At 63.6% G+C, this 22,920-nt stretch carries 17 protein-coding genes; 8 read left to right on the top strand and 9 right to left on the bottom strand.

Annotation, left to right across the window (positions count from 1 at the left end; translation table 11 throughout):
• Positions 1–48 precede the first annotated feature (48 nt).
• Positions 49–1,440 (top strand): protein adenylyltransferase SelO family protein, encoded by a 1,392-nt coding sequence (locus AB5I84_RS12735; RefSeq protein ID WP_369456289.1) that lies wholly within the window; start codon positions 49–51, stop codon positions 1,438–1,440.
• A 67-nt stretch (positions 1,441–1,507) separates the two neighbouring features.
• On the opposite strand, the gene AB5I84_RS12730 is transcribed toward AB5I84_RS12735, so the two are convergent.
• From AB5I84_RS12730 to greB, 6 genes are all read right to left on the bottom strand, one after another.
• Positions 1,508–2,656 carry a porin gene (locus AB5I84_RS12730; RefSeq protein WP_369456288.1) on the bottom strand — a complete coding sequence of 383 codons (1,149 nt, stop codon included), beginning with the start codon at positions 2,654–2,656 and terminating at the stop codon, positions 1,508–1,510.
• 133 nt (positions 2,657–2,789) lie between these two features.
• Positions 2,790–3,485 carry a redoxin domain-containing protein gene (locus tag AB5I84_RS12725; RefSeq protein ID WP_369456287.1) on the bottom strand — a complete coding sequence of 232 codons (696 nt, stop codon included), beginning with the start codon at positions 3,483–3,485 and terminating at the stop codon, positions 2,790–2,792.
• The gene (locus AB5I84_RS12720) at positions 3,473–5,548 is read right to left on the bottom strand and encodes a TonB-dependent receptor family protein (RefSeq protein ID WP_369456286.1); all 2,076 of its coding nucleotides are present in this window, start codon (positions 5,546–5,548) and stop codon (positions 3,473–3,475) included. Before AB5I84_RS12720 ends, AB5I84_RS12725 begins: the two co-directional genes overlap by 13 nt.
• A 203-nt stretch (positions 5,549–5,751) precedes the next feature.
• Entirely contained in the window at positions 5,752–6,408 is a 657-nt protein-coding gene (gene elbB / locus AB5I84_RS12715; protein ID WP_369456285.1) for an isoprenoid biosynthesis glyoxalase ElbB, read from the bottom strand.
• A complete protein-coding gene (locus AB5I84_RS12710; RefSeq protein ID WP_369456284.1) occupies positions 6,405–7,076 on the bottom strand; it encodes a DUF502 domain-containing protein in 672 nt (223 codons plus the stop codon). The genes elbB and AB5I84_RS12710 overlap by 4 nt, the downstream gene beginning before the upstream one ends.
• Positions 7,073–7,594, bottom strand: coding sequence for a transcription elongation factor GreB (greB, locus tag AB5I84_RS12705; RefSeq protein WP_369456283.1), 522 nt, complete (start codon positions 7,592–7,594; stop codon positions 7,073–7,075). The genes AB5I84_RS12710 and greB overlap by 4 nt, the downstream gene beginning before the upstream one ends.
• A gap of 190 nt (positions 7,595–7,784) precedes the next feature.
• Here greB and hemB point away from each other — a divergent pair, with 190 nt between their 5' ends.
• A complete protein-coding gene (gene hemB, locus AB5I84_RS12700; RefSeq protein ID WP_369456339.1) occupies positions 7,785–8,753 on the top strand; it encodes a porphobilinogen synthase in 969 nt (322 codons plus the stop codon).
• Between the two features lie 128 nt (positions 8,754–8,881).
• Positions 8,882–10,972 carry a polyphosphate kinase 1 gene (gene ppk1 / locus AB5I84_RS12695; RefSeq protein ID WP_369456282.1) on the top strand — a complete coding sequence of 697 codons (2,091 nt, stop codon included), beginning with the start codon at positions 8,882–8,884 and terminating at the stop codon, positions 10,970–10,972.
• 5 nt (positions 10,973–10,977) lie between these two features.
• On the opposite strand, the gene ppx is transcribed toward ppk1, so the two are convergent.
• Positions 10,978–12,474 carry an exopolyphosphatase gene (ppx, locus tag AB5I84_RS12690; protein WP_369456281.1) on the bottom strand — a complete coding sequence of 499 codons (1,497 nt, stop codon included), beginning with the start codon at positions 12,472–12,474 and terminating at the stop codon, positions 10,978–10,980.
• Between the two features lie 157 nt (positions 12,475–12,631).
• Between ppx and trxA the strand changes: the two genes are divergently transcribed.
• Together trxA and rho are read left to right on the top strand one after the other, a co-directional pair.
• Positions 12,632–12,958 carry a thioredoxin TrxA gene (trxA, locus tag AB5I84_RS12685; protein WP_369456280.1) on the top strand — a complete coding sequence of 109 codons (327 nt, stop codon included), beginning with the start codon at positions 12,632–12,634 and terminating at the stop codon, positions 12,956–12,958.
• A 209-nt stretch (positions 12,959–13,167) separates the two neighbouring features.
• The gene (gene rho, locus AB5I84_RS12680) at positions 13,168–14,427 is read left to right on the top strand and encodes a transcription termination factor Rho (protein WP_369456279.1); all 1,260 of its coding nucleotides are present in this window, start codon (positions 13,168–13,170) and stop codon (positions 14,425–14,427) included.
• A gap of 64 nt (positions 14,428–14,491) precedes the next feature.
• Here rho and AB5I84_RS12675 read toward each other — a convergent pair whose 3' ends face one another.
• Together AB5I84_RS12675 and AB5I84_RS12670 are read right to left on the bottom strand one after the other, a co-directional pair.
• A complete protein-coding gene (locus AB5I84_RS12675) occupies positions 14,492–16,546 on the bottom strand; it encodes a PhoX family protein (RefSeq protein ID WP_369456278.1) in 2,055 nt (684 codons plus the stop codon).
• 141 nt (positions 16,547–16,687) lie between these two features.
• Positions 16,688–18,463, bottom strand: coding sequence for a hypothetical protein (locus AB5I84_RS12670; protein WP_369456277.1), 1,776 nt, complete (start codon positions 18,461–18,463; stop codon positions 16,688–16,690).
• Positions 18,464–18,660: 197 nt separating this feature from the next.
• On the opposite strand from AB5I84_RS12670, the gene ubiD reads away from it, so the two are divergent.
• The 3 genes from ubiD (at position 18,661) to AB5I84_RS12655 (ending at position 22,765) form a co-directional block, all read left to right on the top strand.
• Positions 18,661–20,127: a 4-hydroxy-3-polyprenylbenzoate decarboxylase gene (gene ubiD / locus AB5I84_RS12665; RefSeq protein WP_369456276.1), complete on the top strand. Its 1,467-nt coding sequence runs from the start codon at positions 18,661–18,663 to the stop codon at positions 20,125–20,127.
• Between the two features lie 109 nt (positions 20,128–20,236).
• Positions 20,237–20,722, top strand: coding sequence for an FKBP-type peptidyl-prolyl cis-trans isomerase (locus AB5I84_RS12660; RefSeq protein WP_369456275.1), 486 nt, complete (start codon positions 20,237–20,239; stop codon positions 20,720–20,722).
• A gap of 129 nt (positions 20,723–20,851) precedes the next feature.
• Positions 20,852–22,765, top strand: coding sequence for an FTR1 family protein (locus AB5I84_RS12655; RefSeq protein ID WP_369456274.1), 1,914 nt, complete (start codon positions 20,852–20,854; stop codon positions 22,763–22,765).
• Positions 22,766–22,920: the final 155 nt, after the last annotated feature.

The following is a 22,920-nucleotide window of genomic DNA, read 5'->3' as shown; positions in this document are numbered from 1 at the left end:
ACTGCCACCACCCCGCTTGCGGGGTGGTTTTTTTTGGAGGTGAAGACCGTGACCGACCTGCTCCCGAACCCACTGCCCGCTGCCGATTTCGACCAGCTCAGCCGCACCCTTTGGCAGCCCCATGTGCCCGCCGACTGGCCCGGCCTGCAGCTGCTCGATGCCGACCCGCGGCTGCGTCCCGAGTCCACCGCGCCGCTGTTGAATCAACTGCATCCCACCGGCGCTGCTGTTCTCACTGACCTGCTCGCCCACGCCAGCCAGCGCTGTCCGCAAGCGCTCGCCACCAAGTATGTGGGCCACCAATTCGGTGTGCTTAATCCGCAATTGGGCGACGGCCGCGCATTGCTGCTGACGGATCTGCAGCGCGACGGCTGGCGGCTGGAGTGGTGGCTCAAGGGCGGCGGCGCCACCTGTTTTGCCCAGGGCGATGGCCGCCTGTCACTGCACAGTGCGATCCGCGAATACGTGCTATCCAAAGCGCTGCAGGCACTCGGCATCGGCTGCGCCGGCGGCACTGCCTTGCTGCAATGCCCTGACCGGCGTGTGCGCACCCACGAACCGCTTGGCATGTTGCTGCGCAGCGGCCCGTCGTTGATGCGCATCGGCCACCTGGAATGGCTCGCGCTACGCGGGGCCCCGGATGTGCTGCCGGGCGTACTGGCCTACCTCAACCAACGCGGCCCGCAGCCGCTGGGTGACGACAGCCCGTCGTTGTTGGCCGCGCTGGTGCGGCGCCATGCGGAAACCGTGGCCCTTTGGCAGGCCTATGGTTACGTGCACGGCGGCCTCAACAGCGACAACATTTCGGTGCTCGGGCTGACGCTGGATCTCGGCACCGGCGCCTTCATGCAGCGCTACAACCCCAACTGGAGCCCGGCCAAGGACGACAACCTGCGCCGTTACGCCTACCACCGCCAACCGGAAGCGGTGCTGGAGGGGCTGGAGCTGCTGGCCGATGCCCTAGACCAACTCAGCGGCCAACATCACCACCGCCGCACCCTGGATGATTTCTTTAGTCAGCTCGACCTGCACTACCTGCGCGCCATGAATCGCCGCTTTGGCCTCGCCCAAACGCTGCCCGGCGACCTGGGTTGGGTACGCGACTGGTGCGCACTGCTGCAGCGGTACGACGTGGATTATCACGATGCGTTCGGCGGCCTCGCCGGCGACCATCCGGACGCCTGGCAGCAGGCGTTGTGCCAGCTGTTCCGCGTGCCGCAGGCGCCACTGCAGCTGACAGAGTGGCTGCAGCGTTATCAGCAGCGGCTGCAACAGGAGCACTGCAGCGAAGCGGAGCGCCAGCAGCGCCGCCGACGCGCTAACCCGTGTTGGCGGCTCGATTCGGCTACCTTGCAGGGCTGCACCGACGCGGTGCTGGACGGCGACCTCGAAGCGGTCCGCCGTTTGCGTCAGCAGCTGCTACCAGAGGACGCCGACTGAACCACTGAGCGATAAAAAAGCCCGGTGCCTTGCGACACCGGGCTTTTTATTACCTGCAAGACAGCGCTTACCAGGACAGCGCCGCACCCACTGCCACGGTATCGGTTTCTTCCGCTTTCACACCGCCATCGCGGGCTTCAAAGCGGCCACCGTTGGCCACCAAGGTGAACTGCGGGGTCACCGCGTAGCTCAGCTGCAGGGCCGTGTGGGTCAGTTTCAAACGGTTGCCGGTCACCAGCCCATCATCCTGAGTGCGGCCGTAGGACGCTGCCGCACGCAGTTTGCCAAACTGATAACCGATCTGCGCCAGGTGCCCTTTGCTGTCGACTTCCTGCAGGCTGGCCTGACCGAGGTTGTTGGTGAAGAACGGGTGCATGCCGTCAGCGTTAAAGCCGGACACCGTCACCGACAGATCCTGCACTTTCATCTGCACGCCGTAGCCAACCCCGGAGGAGGTGACTGAGTCCACCAGCGGATCGGTGTTGCGCGAATGCTGCCAGGCCCCGTTCACCCACGCATACAGCTCGGCATCACCGAAGCTGTTGGTGTAGGAGATTTCAGACTCTACCCGCGGGCTGTCTTGATATGACGCGCCGCCAACTTGGGACGCATCGGTGGTGTCGTAAGGGTCCAGCACGCCCACCGCCAGATTGAAGCCAGCCACGGTCGGCATGCGGTAAGTGATCTGCGCGCTTGGGAACGCATAGGGGTAACCGCTGCCGATGTTGCCGAACGACACGCCGCCCCAATTGAGGATGCCCATCAGATCACTGGCGTGACCGAAGCCGGACAGCAGCTCGTCACGCAAGATGTTAGAGCGTGCGAACAGGCCGAAGTCTTTACCCAGCGTCACCTCACCCCAGTCGCCGCCCACGGTGCCGTAGAACTGGCGCACGTCGATGGCGGTGGCGGTGCCGGCATCACTGCTGTCGTTGATGGTCACCCAAAACGAGGCGCGGGCGCCGAAGTTCAGATCACCGACGCGGTTGGCCACATTGAAGCCGAGGTAGTTGGGCAGGAAGCCCATTTTTACCCGCGATTGGTTGCGATCCAGTGCCGTACCAGGACGGTCCACATCCTGGTGCACGTAGAACGCGTTGATGTAGCCATCGGTGGTGAAGCTCAAATCACCTTCTTCATACAGCGGGATGGCAGCGGTGGCGGAAAGCGGCAGCACTGCAAGCGCAACAGCGCCAGCAAGGATTGTTTTTTTCATGTTTTCCTCTCCGTTTGAATAATCTGTTTTACGCAAAACAGGGAGAGTATTGATGGCTTGGCAAGCCGGCAGTATTCCGCTTTGGTGCTGCTCTGGCACGCCATCCATGGCGCCAAGGTCGTAACCGGAAAGACTAGCGCCGGTCCGGATCGGGGGTGTAGCGCAGGTAGGGCACCGCGCCTTCTGACAGCGTGCCGAACAGCTCTTTGGCCTGCTCTGATTGCATCCAACCGGGCACCACCATGTCGGTGCCGGGCACCCAGTTCACCGGCGCCATCAGGTGATAACGCTCGCTACGCAACAGCGCCTCGGTGACACGTTTTATTTCGTCCACGTTGCGGCCAATATCCGGCGGATAATCAATCCGCAGCCGCAGCCGCTGGCGGCGGTCGATGATCAGCACGCTGCGCACGGTATGGGTATCGAGCGCCTTCGGGTGCAACATGCCGAGTTGCTCGCTCACTTGTCGTTCACCGTCCGCCAGCAGCGGGTAGCCCACCGACTTGCCAGCCAACTTGCTGATGTCGGCGCGCCAGCGGGCCAGTGTTTCGGCGTCGCCGACGGCAATCGCCGCCAGCTTCACACCGCGCTCGGCAAACCACTCCCGCTCCTGCGCCAGCGCCGCCAGCTCGGTGGTGCAGATCGGCGTGAACGCCGCCGGGTGCGACACCAACAGCACCCAGTGATCAGCGCCCTGCTCCGACAGCGTGAACGGCCCTTCGGTACTCGGCAGGGTGAAGTCCGGCACCTTGTCGCCCAGTTGAAGCGCCAGCAGTGGCGACGCCCACAGCAACGTCGCCCACAGCAGCGCGCGGCTCACCATTTCCATGCCACCCCCGCGTAGACGGTACGGCCCGGCCCCGGTTCGAAGTAACCACGTTGCGCCAGCGGCCGGTCGCTGTTGGCGTTGATACGCAGGTTGGCGAAATACTCGCGATCGAACAGGTTGTTGATGCCGCTGTACAGGTCCAGTTCGCCATCGCCGAAGCGCCACTGGCGTCCCCCGCGCAGCCCCACCAGGGTACTGCTGGCGACCCGCGTCTGGTTGGTGTTCTCGGCGTACTGGTCGCTGACAAAGCGCAGGTCGCTGATGGCGTAGTACCCCAGCCCACCGCGCCACGCCAGCTCGGCAAAGGCAATGTGTCGTGGCAACCCGGGCATGCGCAGGCCACTGACATCGGCCCCCTGCTGCACGTCATCGAAACGGCGGAACTGGTTGTGCGCCCAGGTGTAGGCCAATGCCAGGCTCCACTGTTCGCTGAGCGGCCCTTCAATGCCTAACTCCAGGCCTTGGCGGCGTGTGCGTGCAGCGTTGCGGTAGAAGGTGCGGCCCTGCAACTCATAGGGGGTGATCTCGTCCTTTACATCCACCCGGTACAGCGCCAGCGTGCTCCACCAACCGGCACCGATCAGGCTGCGCAGCCCCAGCTCCTGGTTACGGGCTTTTTGCGGCCCCAATTGCGAATCAAAGCCGCCCCCCACTGGATTGGCGAGCTCGGTAAAGGTCGGGGTTTCAAAGGCGGTGCTGCCAGTCAGGTACAGCTGCAGCGCATCGCTGTAATGCCAGGTCAGCCCGGCGCTGTAGCTCTGTTCATGGAAACGTTGGGTGCCGCTGTCATCACCGTCGCTGAGGAAGCGGTCGTTGATACGCAGCCGCACGGTGTCGTGGCGCAGGCCCAGTGACAGCAACAGTTGATCGGTGAGCGCGCTGTCCAGCTGCGCGAACACCCCCACCGCACTGGCGGCCTGCTTTTCCTCGGCAGTGCGACCCGTGGTCTGGCCGCTGGCATTGACGCTGTGCCGATCACGGTCATCGCGCTGGGCGTCGGCATCCAGTCCCACCACGAAACGTTGCGCACGGCCCGCCACCATCAGCTCTCGGCTGTAGTCGGTGGACAATCCGTAAAACAGACGCTGGTATTCGATGTGGCTGTTACCCGGGAACGGCAGCTGCTGTTCAAAATCACGGCGCGCAATGAAGGTCTGCACCTGGTACTGACCACCGGCCACGTCATCATGGCGATAGCGCACGCCGAGGCGCTGCTGGGACACTTCCTGGCCGGCATCCAAGCGTGGCGCCATAGGCACCGCGGCACGGCGGTCGGCCTTCACCTGTGCGGCGGTCAAACCGCCGGGGTCTTCACCGCGGGGGATGTCCATGGCGGTGAGCACAAACTCCAACCGCTGCGCCGGCGTCATCTGCCAACCGACCCGGCCGATGGCTTGGTATTTTTCCACCTCGCTCTGGTCGCGGTAGCCCTCGTAACGCAGGCCGGTGACACCCCCGTAGTACGACCAGTCGCCCTCCTCACCACCGGCGTGCAGGTGCGCCTTGCGCAGCCCGTGCTCGCCGGCCGTCACGCGCAACTCGCGGCCATAGGCCATGTTGCGGCCGTCATAGGTGTTCAGGTCCACCACGCCGCCGCTGCCATTGCCGTACAGTACCGACGCCGGGCCGCGAAGCACGGTGGCGTCGCGCAAACTGTCCAGATCAATGCTGTCCACCTGCGACTGGCCATCCGGCACCGTTTCCGGGAAGCCGTCCACACGCACCCGCAGGCCGCGCACGCCAAACGGCGCGCGGGCCCCGAAGCCACGCGAGGACAGTCTCAGGTTTTGGGCATAGTTGTAGCGGTTGGTGAGCATCAGCCCCGGCACCCGCGACAAGGTCTCATCCAACTGCAGGCGCGGTTGGCCCTGCTGAGCCGCTTCGGTATCCACCACCGCCACCGCCGCCGGCGCGTCCGCCAGCGAGCGCTCCAGACGCATGCCATCGATACGTACCGGCGCCAACTCATGCACCGGTGCCGCTTGGGCGGTCCCTGCCGCCAACGCGACGCCGCATGCGACGTGACGCCAACGGGCCAGGACAGCACCACCCTGTCGAGTCATGACAAACCCCTCATGTTGTTGTTCTTGGTTGTATTGTTGTGGCGTCGGCAGCCTGCCGTTTCACGCTAGGCAGCCATCGCCGGTGGCACAAGCGCGGCCTATGCCGGTTGCGCCCAAAGACCGGCGCAAGCCGACCCAAAGTATGATGTTGAGGTCCATAAAAAAGGGACCCGCAGGTCCCTTCATTGCATCCGCCATGCGCCTTAGGCGCGCGCCATCTCCACGACTTTGGCGACCAGCTTGTCGATGCCGGCGGCCGCTTCGCTGATGCGCTGCGCCGCCATGTAGGCCGGCGTGGTCACCAGCTTCAGTTGCTGGTCGACGACAATGTCATCCACCGCGCAGCTGACGTGCTTGCCGCCCATGGCGGTGATCGCCGCGGCCGTATCGGCATCGCTACCGATGGTGCAGCGCACCCCTTCACCGAATAGCGCCGCGCTCATCACCGGCGCAATGCACACTAGCCCCACCGGCTTGCCGCCGCGATGCAGATCGCGGATGAAATCGCGCACTGCCGGCAGCACCGTCATCTCGGCGCCTTTGAAAGCGAAATCGCTGAGGTTCTTAGCAACACCGAAGCCACCGGGCACGATCAGCGCGTCATAGTCTTCCGCGTTGGCCACTTTCAAGTCGATGATGTTGCCGCGCGCCAAACGGGCGGCTTCCACCAGCACGTTGCGGCGGTCGGCGACCATTTCTTCGCCGGTGATGTGGTTGATCACATGGGCCTGTTCGATGTTCGGCGCCATGCATTGGTAACTCACCCCAAGACGATCCAGCGCCAGCAGGGTCACCGTGGATTCGTAAATTTCCGAGCCGTCGTAGACACCACAGCCGGCCAACAAAACTGCTACTTTCATCTTTCCTCCTCCGTGGCACCCGCATCCGCTCGCAAGGCTGCCGCAGCGCTGTCCGTCGGGAACAGGCGCTGGCTGCCGGCGCCGCAGGCGACCACAACCTTCATCATTTGCTCTACGCTGATATCAGGACACAGTGTTACCACACCCGGTTCCACAAGATAAATGAAACCGGTGGTGGGGTTGGGTCCGGTGGGCACGAAAACAGTGAGCTGCCCATCGGGAAAACGGGCCGTTACCAGCCCCAGTACGGACACGTCTGCGCCGCGCCCGTAAATCCATACCCGCGCCACCTCGCCACGGCGGAACGGGGAATCCTCGTTATTGCCCAGCAGCTGGCTGACCACCTCACGCACCGCCCGGTAGCCCGGCAAGCGCGCCATGATGCGGGTCTCCATGGCATTCCAAAACCAGTGTCCCAGCCGGGTGGCGACCAAATTGCCAACCAGAAAACACACCAGCACCAGCGCCAGAATACCGACCCAATCCGCCACCGTCGGATGCCAATGCCACTCTTGCACCACATAGTGGATCAGCGGTGCGGCAATCTCGGTGGTGACGCCATACAGCCAGCGGAACAGGAAACCGACCACCGCCAACGGCAGCAGTACCACCAGCCCGCCTAACAGCGCGCTGCCGACAAATCGTTTGATGCGTTGGAACAGACTCATGTTTGGCTCTCATTCGGTGGGGCGCCGTAATGGATCGCCACCACATCGTAATAACGCTCGCCGGTGGGGGTGTGCACCATCACTTCGTCATCCACTTGCTTCTTCAACAGCGCCCGCGCCAGCGGCGCATCGACACTGATCCAGCCGCGCGCGGCATCGGTTTCGTCGGGGCCAACCAAGCGGTAACAGTGGCGCTGATCGTCTTCGTCCACCAACTCCACCCAAGCGCCGAAATAGACCCGGCTGCGGTCGTCCGGCAGCTGCTCAACCACCGTCATGTCATCCAGCCGCCGAGACAGGAAGCGGATGCGCCGGTCGATCTCGCGCAACATTTTCTTACCATAGATGTACTCGGCATTTTCCGAGCGATCCCCTTGGGCAGCCGCCTCCTGCACCGATTGGGTCACCTCCGGCCGCTTCACCTTCCACAGATGCTGCAACTCATCGTTGAGCATGCGGTAGCCTTCCGGCGTGATGTATTTCGATGCCGGCCGGGCCGGCGGGCGCCAGCGTCCCATGGCACATCCTCCTGAAGCTGCAACAGGCCGCCCTCGGGGCCCGCGGCCGTGGAGCATGACCGGGAAGCAGGCTCGCCGTCCAGCCATCGGCGGCGCGGTGCGCTACACTGTTGCCCGTTTTCCACCCCGTCCTGATCTGGAGACCATTGTGTCCTTGAATGTGAACCGGGCCGCCTGGCCGGCCACGCGCATGCGCCGCATGCGCCGCGACGACTTTTCCCGACGCCTGATGCGCGAGACCGTGCTCACCGCCGATGACCTGATCTACCCAGTGTTTGTCTTGGACGGCAAACAACGCACCGAAGCGGTGCCCTCGATGCCGGGCGTGGAGCGTAAAAGCATCGATCTGCTGGTCAAGGAAGCGGAACAGTTAGCCAAGCTGGGGGTACCGGCCATGGCGCTGTTCCCGGTGGTAGACGCCGACGCCAAGTCGCTGGATGCCGCCGAAGCCTGGAACCCCAACGGCTTGGTGCAGCGCGCGGTGCGCGCCATCAAGCAGGCGGTGCCGGAAATGGGCGTCATCACCGACGGCGCGCTCGACCCCTACACCACCCATGGCCAGGACGGCATCATCGATGCCAGCGGCTATGTGGTGAACGACGCCACCATCACCGCGCTGGTGCGCCAGGCGCTGTCCCATGCTGAGGCGGGGGTCGATGTGATCGCGCCCAGCGACATGATGGACGGCCGCATCGGCGCCATCCGCACCCAACTGGAGCAGAACCAGTTCCAGCACACCCGCATCCTCGCTTATTCCGCCAAGTACGCCTCGGCCTACTACGGCCCGTTCCGCGATGCGGTGGGCTCCGCCGCAAACCTCGGCAAAGCCGACAAGAAGACCTACCAGATGGACCCCGCCAACAGCGACGAAGCGCTGCACGAAGTGGGCCTCGATCTGGCGGAAGGTGCAGACATGGTGATGGTGAAACCCGGCATGCCGTATCTGGACATCGTGCGGCGGGTGAAAGACACCTTCGCGGTGCCCACGTTCGTCTATCAAGTGAGCGGTGAATACGCCATGCACGTGGCCGCGTTCCAGCAGGGCTGGCTGCAGCGCGAGCCAATCATTCTGGAGTCGTTGACCAGCATCAAACGGGCCGGCGCTGACGGCATCCTCACCTATTTTGCAAAAGAAGCGGCGATCCTGCTCAAAGGCTGATTTCCCCTGCGGGACGGCAGCACGCCGTCCCGTTCCCGGCGACCGCAAGCTGTCATATTCTTGACCTATTCTGACGCGGTTTCGCGCACCGCCGCTGCGCGCCCATGGACATCGCCGGGAAGCCTCACATGACGGAGCAGACCACACCGCCGGATTTTCTGCCGGACCTCGATCAGCCGGACCATTACGTCAACCGTGAACTCAGCATGCTGCGTTTCAACCTACGGGTGCTGGAACAGGCCATGGATGAGCGCCATCCGTTGATGGAGCGGCTCAACTTCCTGCTGATCTTCTCCAGCAACATGGATGAGTTCTTCGAAATCCGCGTCGCCGGGCTGCACAACCAGCTGCTGCGCCGCTCCTCGGTGGGGGTTTATACCGGCCCCGACGCCATGCACCCACTGGAAGTGCTGAAGATCATCTCGCGCGTGGTGCATGAAGCGGTGGCGCGCCAATACCACATTCTCAATGAAGTACTGCTGCCGGCACTGGCGCAGGAAGGCGTGCAGTTCCTGCGCCGCGACCATTGGACGCGCGAACAGGAAGCCTGGGTCAAACGCTACTTCCGCGAGCAAATCTACCCGGTGCTGACACCGATCGCGCTGGACCCGGCACACCCGTTCCCGCGCTTGGTGAACAAGAGCCTTAACTTCATCGTGCCGCTGGAAGGCAAGGACGCGTTCGGCCGCCAATCCGGCCTCGCCATCGTGCCGGCGCCACGCTCGCTGCCGCGCCTGATCCGCATTCCCGATGACATCTGCAACGACGGCTACGACAACTTTATTTTCCTGTCGTCGATGATCCACGCCCATGTCAGCGACCTGTTCCCCGGCATGAAGGCCACCGGCTGCTACCAATTCCGTGTCACCCGCAACGCCGACATGGAGCTGGACGAAGACGTGGAAGACTTGGCCAGCGCGCTCAAGGGCGGCCTGCTGCGGCGCCGCTACGGCGAGGAAGTGCGGCTGGAAGTGGCTGACAACTGTCCGCGCCACTTGGTCGACTACCTGCTGAAGAAGTTCGAGCTGGACGAAGAAGACCTGTACGAAGTGAACGGCCCGGTGAACCTGGCGCGCATGTTCACCGACGTGAAACGACCACGGCTGCGGTATCCGGCGTTCACCCCGCGGGTACCGGCGCGGCTGAAAAGCCACGACAGTTTGTTTGAGTGCATCGACGACGGCGATGTGCTGCTGCACCACCCGTTTGAATCGTTCTCGCCGGTGGTGAACTTGCTGGCGGAAGCGGCGCGCGATCCCAACGTGCTGGCGATCAAGCAGACGCTGTACCGCACTGGCACCACCTCGGAGATTCTCGACCACTTGGAGGCGGCGGCGCGTAACGGCAAGGAAGTGACCGCCATCGTCGAGCTGCGCGCGCGCTTTGACGAAGCCAGCAACATCGAAGGCGCCCGGCGGTTACAGGAGGCCGGCGCCATCGTGGTGTACGGGGTGGTGGGCTACAAAACCCACTCCAAAATGATGCTGGTGATCCGCCGCGACCAACACGGTGGCATTCGCCGTTACGCCCACCTCGGCACCGGCAACTACCACACCAAAACCGCCAAGCTGTACACCGATTACGGGCTGTTCACCGCCAACGAAGCGATCTGCCAGGACGTGCACAAAATCTTCCTGGAGCTAACCGGCATGGGCAAAGCAGCCCGCCTCAAGCAGTTGATGCATTCACCGTTCACACTGCACAGCGGCATCCTCGACCTGATCCACTTCGAAACCCAGGAAGCGCTGGCCGGGCGGCCGGCACGCATCGTCGCCAAGATGAACTCGCTGACCGAGCCGGAAGTGATGAAGGCGCTGTACCGCGCCAGCCAGGCGGGCGTCAGCATCGACCTAGTAATCCGCGGCATGTGCTGCCTGCGGCCGGGGGTGGCGGGACTGTCGGATAACATCCGCGTGCGCTCCATCATCGGGCGCTTCCTGGAACACACGCGGGTGCACTATTTCTATCACGGCGGCGAAGAGCGGGTGCTGTTGTCCAGCGCCGACTGGATGGAACGCAACCTGATCAACCGGGTGGAAACCTGCTTCCCGATCAACGACAAGAAGCTCAAGCAGCGCATCATCGAGGATCTGGAGCTGTACCTGGAAGACAACACCCAAGCCTGGCAAATGCAGGGCGACGGCAGCTATGAGCGGGTAGAAAGCGACGGCAGCGCGCCGGTCTCTGCCCAGCAGCTGCTGCTTGAGCGGCTCAGCTGAGCCGCTCAGGACACCGCCAGCGTCCCCCCAGCTTCACGGCAGAACTCCTGCTCCTGATCCAGGTCCGCCTGGGTCAGCGGGTGTTCCGTCAACCAGCCGGTGGGAAACGCCAACGCCAAACCATCAGCGGTGCGCGACAACGCCAGTGACGGCAACGGCTCCGGGCTGCGCGCATGGTGCAGCAGCGTCGCCAGACGCAGCAGCCAACACAAGGTCGCCACCGGTGCCTGTTGCGCTGCCGGCAGCTCCGCCAGCGGCGTTGCCGCCCACTTGCGCCGGTGATTGCGCACCAGCGCCGCCAGCAATTGCTGGTCACGGCGCGAGAAGCCGGGCAGATCAGAGTTTTGCACCAGATAGGCGCCATGGCGGTGGAACTGGGCATGGGACACCGACAGCCCCACCTCATGCAGCAACGCCGCCCAGCGCAGCACATCACGCCAGTTGTCGTCGTCACCGTGACCGAACGCCGCCCACACCTGATCGAACAGCGCCAGTGCGGTGCCCGCCACGCGCTCGGCATGGCGGGTATCGACAAAGTTACGCGCCATCAGCGTCGCGATTGAGCGCTCGCGCACGTCCTCATGGCCAAGGCGACCAAGCAGGTCGTACAGCACCCCTTCGCGCAACGCACCGCTGCTGACCACCATGCTCTGCAGCCCGAGCTGCTCAAATACGCCGGTGAGAATGGCCACGCCGGCGGCGAAAATCGGCACTCGGTCTTCTTTCAAACCCTTCAGCCCGGCTTCAGCCACGCTGGGCGCCTTCACCAACCGACGCCGGATGCGCTGCAACCCATCGAGCGTGATGGTGCCATCACTCCAGCCGTTGGCTTCACACACTTGGCCGATCGCCTTGATCGAACCCGACGCACCCACCGCTTGCTGCCAACCGAGACTCTGGAAGCTGCGTTGGTGCATCACCACTTCCTGCCGCGCGAGAATCAGCGCGCGATCAAACTGCTTGTCCGTGCAGCGCCCATCTGCGAAACAGCGCCGCGTCAGGCTGACACAGCCGATATCCATCGACTCACGCTCCAGCGCATCAAACTGCTCACCGACGATCAGCTCGGTGCTGCCACCGCCGATGTCCACCACCACCGTGCGACCTGGCAGGCCCGGCAAGCTGTGGCTGACGCCGAGGTAGATCAAGCGCGCTTCCTCACGCCCAGCAATAATCTCGATGTCATGGCCAAGCACCGTCTGTGCCTCTGCCATGAACGCCGGCGCATCTTCCGCCACGCGCAGCGCATTGGTGCCCACCACCCGCACATTACGGCGCGGGATGCCCTGGATGCGCTGCGCAAACCGGGCCAGGCAGGCCAACGCCCGCTCGCGCGCCGGCGCAGTGATGAAGTTGTGCGGGTCCAACCCGGCGGCGAGCTGTACTTTTTCTGACAGCCCCTCTTGGATCAGCAGTTCCCCGGCCACCAACCGCGCCACCACCATGTGGAAGCTGTTGGACCCGAGATCAATGGCGGCAAACTGTTCCGGTGCATCAGACAACAGCAGGCTCCTGGCTGTAGAAGAAACGTCACAGCATGCCGTCGCAACACGACGGTGCCATGGCAAACAGATGACAGTGCCCAGCAGCAAGGGTTGAATCCCCGCCCCCAAGCCCCGATATTATGCGCTCCGCGAACCCCCAAATCAGGAGAAGGCAATGAGCGGCCAGATTTTAAACACCACCGATGCGAGCTTCGAGGACGACGTCCTCAAGTCCGACGTGCCGGTGCTGGTGGATTACTGGGCCCCTTGGTGCGGCCCGTGCAAGATGATCGCACCGATCCTGGAACAACTGGCCGAGGAATACGCCGGCCGGGTGAAGGTGGTGAAGATCAACATTGATGACAACCCCAACACTGCGCGCCAATACGGCATCCGCAGCATCCCGACGCTGACTGTGTTCAGCAACGGCAAAGTTGAGGCCACCAAGGTCGGCGCCCGCAACAAGGCGGAGCTCAACGCCTTCCTCGACAGCACCATCTGACAATCTTTACAATGCGCTGCCAGCCCCCTCCCGCCGGGGCTGGACAGTCCGCAGGCCCCGGTGCTACATTCCGGGGCAGCTTCGCACTTCCTATTGACGCTCGGCATCGCCCGACGCAGCAATCTCTATAAAGACACCGATACCCAAGCCCGACACCCCCCCTGTCCGGCAATCACACTTAATCATCTTTCTGGAATCGTACTCAACCGATGAACCTGTCCGAATTGAAGCAGAAGCCGATTGGAGAGCTGCTGGCCATCGCCCAGGAAATGGGCCTCGAAAACCTTGCCCGTACCCGCAAGCAGGATGTTATTTTTTCGATCCTGAAGAAGGCGGCCAAAAGCGGCTCCGATATCTACGGCGACGGCGTGCTGGAAATCCTGCAGGACGGTTTCGGCTTCCTGCGCAGCTCGGAAGGCTCCTACCTGGCCGGCCCTGACGACATTTATGTGTCGCCCAGCCAGATTCGCCGCTTCAACCTGCGTACCGGCGATACGATTTCCGGGAAAATCAGGCCCCCGAAGGAAGGCGAACGTTACTTCGCCCTGCTGAAAGTCAGCGAGATCAACTTCGACAAGCCCGAAAACGCCAAGAACAAAATCCTCTTTGAAAACCTGACGCCGCTGTTCCCCACCGAGCGCCTGGTCATGGAGCTGGGCAACGGCTCCACCGAAGACATCACGTCCCGCGTCATCGATCTGGTGGCGCCAATCGGCAAAGGCCAACGCGGCCTGATCGTGGCACCGCCGAAAGCCGGTAAGACCATGTTGCTGCAGCAGATTGCTCACTCCATCGCGCGCAACAACCCCGAATCCCACATGATTGTGCTGCTGATCGACGAGCGTCCGGAAGAAGTGACCGAGATGTCCCGTACGGTGCGCGGCGAAGTGGTTGCATCCACCTTCGATGAGCCGCCGGCGCGCCACGTGCAAGTGGCAGAAATGGTGATCGAGAAGGCCAAACGACTGGTCGAGCACAAGCAAGACGTGATCATCCTGCTCGACTCCATCACCCGTCTGGCACGTGCCTACAACACCGTGCAGCCCAGCTCCGGCAAGGTGCTCACCGGCGGTGTCGACGCCCACGCTCTGGAAAAACCCAAGCGCTTCTTCGGTGCCGCGCGAAACATTGAAGAAGGCGGCAGCCTGACCATCCTCGCCACCGCGCTGATCGACACCGGCTCGAAGATGGACGAAGTCATCTACGAGGAGTTCAAGGGCACCGGCAACATGGAACTGCACCTGGACCGCAAAGTGGCGGAAAAGCGTGTGTTCCCGGCTATTCATATCAAAAAATCCGGCACTCGCCGCGAAGAGCGCCTGGTACACGAAGACGAGCTCAAGAACATGTGGGTACTGCGCAAAGTGCTGCACCCCATGGATGAGATCGGCGCCATCGAATTTCTCATCGACCGTCTCAAGCAAACCAAGACCAACAATGAGTTCTTCGATTCCATGAAGCGCAAATAAGCGTTCACGCAATAAAAAAAAGCCCGGTATTAACCGGGCTTTTTTTGTGGGCGAACAACAGCGATCAAAGACCGATAACACCGCCGTCGTCCTTGGTGATCACCACCGTGGCCGAACGCGGGCGGGCATTGCCTCCGGTGGGCCAATGGCTGGTGAACTGCCCCGGTTGGGAGCGATCGCCAGGGTGCTGGATGTTGATGAACATGGTCTTGTGATCCGGAGTCATGCACACCCCGGTCACTTCACAGTCCACCGGCCCCACCATGAAGCGTTTGATCTCCCCGGTCTCCGGTACCGCCGCCAACATCTGGTTGTTGCCGAAATCGCCATCAGGGCCTTTACCGGCCTGCTGATCACCAGACATGTCGGTTTGAATCCAGAGAATACCGTTGTCGTCGTACAGCAAGCCGTCCGGGCTGGCGAAAACGTTTTCGTCGGTCAGGCGCTTGCCGCTGCGCGGCAGGAAACCCGCCAAGTGACCCTCGGTATGGCCGGCAAACACAAAGATGTTCCAGTAGAACTTGGTCGCCGCCGGTTCGCCCGCTTCTTCGTTCCAACGGATGATATGGCCGGTGCGGTTGAGCACGCGCGGGTTGGCCGCATTGCTGACAGTGCGAGGGCTGTTGTTGGTGAGGGTGAAATACACCTCGCCGCTGTTCGGGTTCACCGCCCCCCACTCCGGACGATCCATCGGCGTCGCACCAAGAATGTCGGCAGCGCCGCGAGTGTTAAGCAGCACGTCTGCCTGAGAGGTGAACACCAGACGCGGGCGGTCGCTGGTCGGCGGCCGCTCAGCTTCGTTGTCCATCGCCGCTTTGAACAGCGGGTGGTCGAAGTCCAGCGGCAACCAGTCGCCACTGCCGTCGTCGTTGAAGCGGGCGACGTACAAAGTGCCTTCATCGAGCACATCGCCGCCTTCCATATTTTCTGCCCACACCGCCTTGGTGACGAATTTGTAAATGTACTCGTTAGTGGAGTCGTCACCGGAGTAAAACGCCATCGGTTTGCCGACTTTCACCGGTGCCGGAATCACCCCTTCATGGGAGAAGCGGCCCATGGCGGTGCGTTTGCGCGGCACATAGTTGGGGTCGAACGGATCCACTTCCACCAGCCAACCGAAGCAGTGCGGCTCGTTGCGGAAGTCTTCGCTGGCACTGGCGCCGCTCTCATCCGGCGCAAAGCGCTGGTACAGATCGTCTTGTTGATCGGCGGCGTACCAGTGGTAGTTCTGCCAGCCGGTGATGTTGTAGCGGTTATAGCCCGGCGTCTTCTTATCCAGCAGCGCCTTGTCGGCGTGGAAATAACCGGCCCAGTTTTCTTCCGAGATCAGATAGGTGCCCCAAGGGGTGTAACCGCTGCCGCAGTTGTTCAGGGTGCCACGGGTGCGCTGGCCACTGGGATCGAAGGCGGTTTTCATGGCGTCGGTGCCACGCATTGGTCCGGAAATTTTCATCTCGGTGATGGCGGTCACGCGGCGGTTGTAACCGCCCGCGACCAGCTCCCAGCCACCGTTGGCGCTTTTCTGGATTTCCACCACGCTGATGCCATGGGCGTTCATTTCTTTCTTCACGTCGTCCGCCGGACGCGGTGCGCCGCTCTGGTCGGCGCCATGGGCGTGCAGCACTTTCTGGTCCACGTATTCGTGGTTCATCACCAACAGACCGTGGTCGGATTTGCCGTCGATCGGGAAGAAAATGATGCCGTCGTGGTTGGAACCCATTTGCTCGGCTTGTTCATCACCGGTATTGAGCCCGTCATCGCGGTAGTCCGGGAACGCGCCTAGGATCGGTGTGCCCCACGGCAAGAACGCCGTGGCGGTGTAGCCTTCCGGCACCATCACCGCATCATCACGGCCGGTGGCAATGCTTTTGAAGCCGAGGGTCCGTACACCCGGGATCACCGGCCGGTCAGAGCCAGAATCACTGCCACAGGCGGCCAAGGTGCCACCCAAGAAGGCCACCGCCGAAGCACCCAAGGTGCCCTGCAGCAACGTCCGGCGTGACAGGTTGGCGGCCAGCACCTCATCAAAGTGGCGGTTGCCGGCCTGGTTGCTGCTCGGCTCCGGCGGGTTGTTGCCTTGCTCCTGCTGCGGCATCGGTTTGATCGGTCGGGTCTTCACGCGGTGTTCCTCCCACTGCATCAATGCAAAGTTTCGGAACAAAGACCCTATGGGTACTGAGTGAAACCCCCATGACGCCTGGATGACAGTGCGGCGACAAGCCAGTGACAGCTTATCGCCGCGTGGAAGCGCGCCGGCTGATCAGGGCGCCGGACAACCGGCGCCGTCCTGCACCGGCTCACCGCTGCTGCCGACCACCACCCGGCCGCCGGGGCAGCTGACCAGCGTGGCGCGCACTGCGCCATCCGCAGTGACCCATTGCTGTTGTCGGCCCACTAGCGTGTTGAGGCCCACCCGCAGCAGCTCGCCTTCGGTCTGTACCAGCAGACCTTGGCCCTGCCACTCAGTCAGCGGCTCACCGCTGGCGCGGCGCAGCACCACCTGTTCTTGCCCCGGCAGCACTTGCAGCGTCACCAAGCGTTGCTGCCACGGCAGCATTTCCTGATAAACCGGGGCCAGCGGCGCCGCGGTCGCCGACTGGAAGCCCCACAGTTCACCCTGCCGGTAGCGGGCGCCGCCCTCCAGCAACTCAGCGTTAGCCGGCAACGTGGTGCTGACTAGCTTGCCGCTGGCCACATCGAACAGGTGTGCTTGGCCGCCCGCCGTTTCCAGCTTCAGCACCGTGCCGCGGGCATTGGCGTCCTCGATGCCGTAGCCACGCGGCACTTCGCTGCGTTGAAGATCACGGCTGTACCACACTCGCGCGGCGTATTCGCCTTTCAGCAGCGCCGCCAATCCTTCGCCGTGCTCCTTGAAACGGATGATTTGCGGGTCATCCACCAAAGTGCGTCCGGCGCAATCGAGCAGTGCCTGCTGACGCGGATTGCTGCGCCGCGCCACCCGCCAATCCGGTGAGAAGGTGACCATGCCCCAGAAATCGTCGGTCATCGGCGTGCCGGTGCTGCTGTGGCCATCCATGCGCACCCGGCTGCGCTGACCGCCTTGCTGCTGGGTCACCAACCACACCTGCGGGCAAATACGTTCGGCGTCCTTGCCGCCCGGCACCGGCACAAAACGACCGTCTTGGTGCAGGAAACCTGGCATCGCCTCACCGCGGCGTGGCTCCAAGGTGCTGGCGTCGACCGGGAAGCGCGTCACCCACAGCGGCCAGCGCGGCGCCGGCGTGTCGGCTTGGCGCGGGCGCAGCGCGCCATCTTCTTGGAACAGCTCTGGCGCGCTGACCCGGCCCTCCGCATCAAAGCGGAACCAAGCACTGCCACGGCGCCCCAGATATTGGCCGCCCTGCAACGCCGCCAATTGGTCCACTTCGAACGTCAGTCGCGGCTTACCGTCGGCGCCATGCAGGTGACAGGCGCCCGCGCCCACCGGGCATAACAGCAGTTCACCAGTGCCCGCGAACGGGCCGGACACCCGTTGTTGCTGCGCCAGATCCCAGCGCAGCAAGGCGTTGCCGTCCGCATCGAACAGCGTTTCGTGCGTCGGGGTGATGAACAGCACCCGGTCGGCATGCGCCGTGCGCTCCCACCAACCGGCTTCCTGCTGAAACGGCACCACCAATTTGCCGTCAGCATTGAGCACCGCCGAGCCCTGGCCGGAGCGCACCGGGTACACGGTCGCCCCCCAGCGCGCGCCGCTGCGCAGCGCCAGCGGCGGATCAAACGCCAACCGCGGATAACGCGCCTGCGCACGACCTACGGCGTCATAGATGGTGGTGCCATCAGCGCGCACACGCGCCCAATGACGTGAGCCAAGCAACTGCAGGGTGCCGCTTTGGGCATCCAGCACCCGCCCTTCCGCGTTGATCACCACGGCGGCGCCATCCTCGGCATCCAACCGACTCAGATCGGAGGGCGGGAACGGCGGCGGCTGGGGAGTTTCCGGGGCACGCGGGGCGGCGCCACAGGCAGCCAGCGCCAGCACCAGACTGCTAATCAAGGGCAAACGCACAAACAGCATGGGGGGACATCCTTCTCGGTGTACTGCGACGGCGGAGAGCAATCGTCATCCTGGATGGCCGCAGGGTAGTGGGACGCACGCCCGATCGACAATGTGACGGCGTTATCTTTTACATGTGCCGCCGCCAACGTGGCCGCCGCAGACGCCACTGCTATACTCGCCCGGTTTCCCCACCCACCGGACACAGGCCGATTGCCATGAAATACAGCGACCTGCGCGATTTCATCCGCCAGTTGGAACAGCGCGGCGAACTCAAACGCATCACCGTGGAAGTCGACCCGGTACTGGAAATGACCGAGATCTGCGACCGCACCCTACGGGCCGGTGGCCCGGCGCTGCTGTTCGAGAACGTCAAAGGCTCGGACGTTCCGGTACTTGGCAACCTGTTCGGTACTGAAAAGCGGGTCGCGCTGGGCATGGGCCGGGAGTCGCTGGAAGAATTGCGCGAGCTGGGCGAACTGCTGGCGTTCCTGAAGGAGCCGGAACCGCCCAAAGGCCTGCGCGATGCGCTATCGATGCTGCCGGTGGTGAAGCAGGTGCTGGCAATGAATCCGAAGGTGGTCAGCAATCCGGTATGCCAACAGGTGACGCTGGAAGGCGATGCGGTGGACCTGTACCGGCTGCCGATCCAGACCTGCTGGCCGGGCGACGCCGCGCCACTGGTAACCTGGCCGCTGGTCATCACCCGCGGCCCGCACAAGAGCCGCCAGAACCTTGGCATCTATCGCCAGCAACTGATTGGCCGCAACCGGCTGATCATGCGCTGGCTCAGCCACCGCGGCGGCGCACTCGACTTCGCCGAGTGGCAGGCGGCCCACCCCGGTGAGCCGTTCCCGGTGGCGGTGGCGCTGGGCGCCGACCCGGCCACCATTCTCGGCGCCGTGACGCCGGTGCCGGACACGCTCAGCGAATACGGCTTTGCCGGCCTGCTGCGCGGCGGCCGTACCGAAGTGGCGGACGCGCAATCAGTGCCGCTGCAGGTGCCGGCCAGCGCCGAATATGTGCTGGAAGGCTATATCTATCCGGACGATTACGCCGATGAAGGCCCGTTCGGCGACCACACCGGCTATTACAACGAAGTGGACCGCTTCCCGGTGTTCACGGTGGAGCGCATCACCCACCGCCGCGATCCGATCTACCACAGCACCTACACCGGCCGCCCGCCGGATGAGCCCGCAGTGCTGGGGGTGGCGATGAACGAAATCTTCGTGCCGATCCTGCGCAAGCAATTCCCCGAGATCGTCGACTTCTACCTGCCACCGGAAGGCTGCTCCTACCGGCTGGCGGTGGTGACCATGAAGAAGCAGTACGCCGGTCACGCCAAGCGCGTGATGATGGGCGTGTGGTCATTCCTGCGGCAGTTCATGTACACCAAATTCGTGATCGTCTGCGATGACGACGTTAACGCCCGCGACTGGAAGGACGTGATCTGGGCCATGACCACGCGCATGGACCCGGCGCGCGACGTCACGCTGGTGGAAAACACACCGATCGATTACCTCGACTTTGCCTCGCCGGTGTCCGGCCTCGGCTCCAAGATGGGGCTCGATGCCACCAACAAGTGGCCGGGCGAAACCGACCGGGAATGGGGCCGGCCGATCGTCATGGACGAGGCGGTGAAGCAGCGCGTGGACGCCCTCTGGGACCAACTCGGCATCGACTGAACGGCCTTGGCGCCAGCCTTTCTCGGCGCCGAAACCGGATCAGCGGTGGCCGCTGGCGGCCATGGCCATTAGCATGGGCGCCTCAATTCATTACCCCAACGGGTGCTTCATGCAGATTGCAGAAAATTCCGTGGTGCTGATGCACTACACCCTCACCAACAGCGCCGGCGAGAAACTGGACTGCTCCCGTGACCGTGGCGAGCCGCTGGGCTACCTGCACGGGCACGGCAACATCATCCCGGGTCTGGAAAAAGAGCTGACCGGCAAGCAGACCGGCGACAAGCTGGTGGTGACGGTACAGCCGGAAGAAGGCTACGGCGAACGCCACGACGGCCTGATTCAAGACGTGCCGCGCGAAGCGTTCCAGGGCGTTGACGACCTGCAACCGGGCATGCAATTTCAAGCCAGCACCGAAATGGGCCCGCGCATGTTCACCATCACCGCGGTCGACGGCGACACCATCACTGTGGACGGCAACCACCCGCTGGCCGGTGAAGTGCTGCAGTTCGACGTTGAGATCACCGACGTGCGTGCTGCCAGTGCAGAAGAGCTGGAGCACGGTCACGTACACGGCGAAGGTGGCCACGCCCACTGATCCGCCAGCCGGGGACTGCAACAGTCCCCGGCATTTCCCCATTGCGCATCCTGCCGTTTGTCTTTGACATCCCCCCGTCATAGCTCGAACATAAACGCCTCTGATTATCATTCACTTGAAGGCTATTTCATGAAAGCAGCTGTCTTTCGCTTGCTGGGGCTGATCGGGTTGTTGCTGTGGCTGCAACCGGCTTGGGCGGTGAGCCAAGTTGCCATGGTGCAACTCGCCGAATACATCGGTGCCGACTACATCAATGCCGTGGAAAACGGTGAAATTATCAACGACGACGAATTCGAGGAAATGACCGAGTTCGCCGAGCTGCTGCTGGAGGGCGTCGGCCAACTGCCAGACGCCGAAGGCCGTGCCGAGCTGGAAACGCTCACCGTAACGCTGCACCAAGCGATCGAAGCGAAAGCGACCAACGCCGACATCAAGCGCCTAACCGCACGCCTGCGCGCCGGCCTGATCGACATTTACGGCGTCGCGGTGGCGCCGTCCACAGCGCCCGACTTGACCCGCGCTGCCACGGTTTACCAACAGACCTGCGCCCTGTGCCACGGCACAGAAGGCCACGGCGACGGTCCGGCTGGCGCCAACCTCGATCCGGAGCCCACCGACTTCCATGAGCTGGAGCGCTTCCAAGGCCGCTCGCTGGTGGGGCTCTACACCACCATCACCGACGGCGTAGACGGCACCGGCATGGCGGCCTATGCCGAGCTGCTCAGCGAAGACGAGCGCTGGGCGCTGGCGTTCTACGTCGGCAGTCTGGCGGTCACCGAGCAGATGCGCGCCGACGGCGCCCACGCACTGCAGAACCTGCCAGCGTTGGATCAGCAGCTGGATCTAAACACCGTCATCAGCCTGGCGCCGGAAGACGTGATCGAGCGCTGGGGCGAGCCGGCCTATGCCGCTGCCGCGCTGCTGCGCGCCGACCCGCAGCGGCTGTTCGCTTCCAACCGCTTCATTGCCCTGAGCCAACAACGGCTAGCCGATGCCGAACGGCTGTACCGCGCCGGCGACCAAGCGGCCGCTCGCAGTGCCGCGCTGTCGGCCTACCTCGATGGCTACGAGATGATCGAGCAGCAGGTGGCCACCCTCGACAGCGGCCTGATGCAGCGCGCCGAGCGGGCCTTTATGGGCGTGCGTGAAAGCATCGACCGTGACCTTGGCAGCGACGCCGTCAGCGGCGCCATCCAGCACGCCCGCGCACTGCTGCGCGAAGCGGCTGACCTGCTCGACGGCGATGGCCTGACCGCTTCCGCTGCCGCCACCGCCAGCTTCGTGATCCTGTTCCGCGAGGGCCTGGAAGCACTGCTGGTGGTCGCCGCGCTCATCACCTTCACCCGCCGCTCGCAGGTGCAGCGCGCCACCCGCTTCATCCACCTTGGCTGGATCGGCGCGGTGCTGGCCGGCTTTGCCACCTGGTTCGTGGCCAGCACCGTGATCACCATCAGCGGCAGCACCCGTGAAGTGACCGAGGGTCTGGCCGGTCTGATTGCCGCTGCGATCCTGTTCTACATGGGCTTCTGGATGCACTCCAACGCCAAGAGCCAACAGTGGATGGGCTACCTGCGCGACAAGGTGGACAGCGCCCTCGGCCGGGGTGCGCTGTGGACGCTGGCGTTCGTGGCGTTCATCTCGGTGTACCGGGAGATGTTCGAGACCATCCTGTTTTACCAGGCGCTGTGGACCCAAGTCGGCCCTGGCGAGCGGATGTCGATCTTCTACGGCATGATCGCCGCGCTGGTAGCGCTGGCGGTGGTGGCGCTGCTGATCTTCCGTCTCGGCATGAAACTACCGCTGGCGCTGTTCTTCCGCGTCACCAGTGTGGTGCTGCTGGGGCTGGCCTTCGTGCTGCTCGGCAAGGGCGTGGCGGCGCTGCAGGAAGCCGGCTGGCTGTCGGTGCGCTACCTGGATGTTCCCAGCGTTAGCTGGCTCGGCATTTACCCGACGCTGCAGGGCCTGCTGGCTCAGGGCGCCTACTTGGTGCTGGCGGTGGTGCTGTGGCTGCTGGGCAACCGCGCAGCGCGCCAACCGGGCTGAGCCGCGCGGCCGCGGACTGATTGCCGCGGCCGTCTTGGTCCCACAAAAAAGCCCGGCTAGTCCGGGCTTTTTTGTGGTTGCCGTGTGGGCGTGCAGAGCGGTCATGCTGGCCCAATAAAAAACGCCCGCGTACTGCGGGCGTTTGGGTCGGCGCG

Source organism: Alcanivorax sp. REN37 (genome assembly GCF_041102775.1).
Lineage (GTDB): Bacteria > Pseudomonadota > Gammaproteobacteria > Pseudomonadales > Alcanivoracaceae > Isoalcanivorax > Isoalcanivorax beigongshangi.
The sequence above is the reverse complement of the archived record's forward strand: the minus strand, read 5'-3'. Positions and strand labels throughout refer to the sequence as shown.

What these genes read in the sequence shown, in the direction of transcription:
- AB5I84_RS12730 (WP_369456288.1), bottom strand. Translation starts at nt 2,656, where the DNA reads ATGAAAAAAACAATCCTTGCTGGCGCTGTTGCGCTTGCAGTGCTGCCG.
- AB5I84_RS12725 (WP_369456287.1), bottom strand. Translation starts at nt 3,485, where the DNA reads ATGGAAATGGTGAGCCGCGCGCTGCTGTGGGCGACGTTGCTGTGGGCG.
- AB5I84_RS12720 (WP_369456286.1), bottom strand. Translation starts at nt 5,548, where the DNA reads ATGACTCGACAGGGTGGTGCTGTCCTGGCCCGTTGGCGTCACGTCGCA.
- elbB (WP_369456285.1), bottom strand. Translation starts at nt 6,408, where the DNA reads ATGAAAGTAGCAGTTTTGTTGGCCGGCTGTGGTGTCTACGACGGCTCG.
- AB5I84_RS12710 (WP_369456284.1), bottom strand. Translation starts at nt 7,076, where the DNA reads ATGAGTCTGTTCCAACGCATCAAACGATTTGTCGGCAGCGCGCTGTTA.
- greB (WP_369456283.1), bottom strand. Translation starts at nt 7,594, where the DNA reads ATGGGACGCTGGCGCCCGCCGGCCCGGCCGGCATCGAAATACATCACG.
- hemB (WP_369456339.1), top strand. Translation starts at nt 7,785, where the DNA reads ATGCGCCGCATGCGCCGCGACGACTTTTCCCGACGCCTGATGCGCGAG.
- ppk1 (WP_369456282.1), top strand. Translation starts at nt 8,882, where the DNA reads ATGACGGAGCAGACCACACCGCCGGATTTTCTGCCGGACCTCGATCAG.
- trxA (WP_369456280.1), top strand. Translation starts at nt 12,632, where the DNA reads ATGAGCGGCCAGATTTTAAACACCACCGATGCGAGCTTCGAGGACGAC.
- rho (WP_369456279.1), top strand. Translation starts at nt 13,168, where the DNA reads ATGAACCTGTCCGAATTGAAGCAGAAGCCGATTGGAGAGCTGCTGGCC.
- AB5I84_RS12670 (WP_369456277.1), bottom strand. Translation starts at nt 18,463, where the DNA reads ATGCTGTTTGTGCGTTTGCCCTTGATTAGCAGTCTGGTGCTGGCGCTG.
- ubiD (WP_369456276.1), top strand. Translation starts at nt 18,661, where the DNA reads ATGAAATACAGCGACCTGCGCGATTTCATCCGCCAGTTGGAACAGCGC.
- AB5I84_RS12660 (WP_369456275.1), top strand. Translation starts at nt 20,237, where the DNA reads ATGCAGATTGCAGAAAATTCCGTGGTGCTGATGCACTACACCCTCACC.
- AB5I84_RS12655 (WP_369456274.1), top strand. Translation starts at nt 20,852, where the DNA reads ATGAAAGCAGCTGTCTTTCGCTTGCTGGGGCTGATCGGGTTGTTGCTG.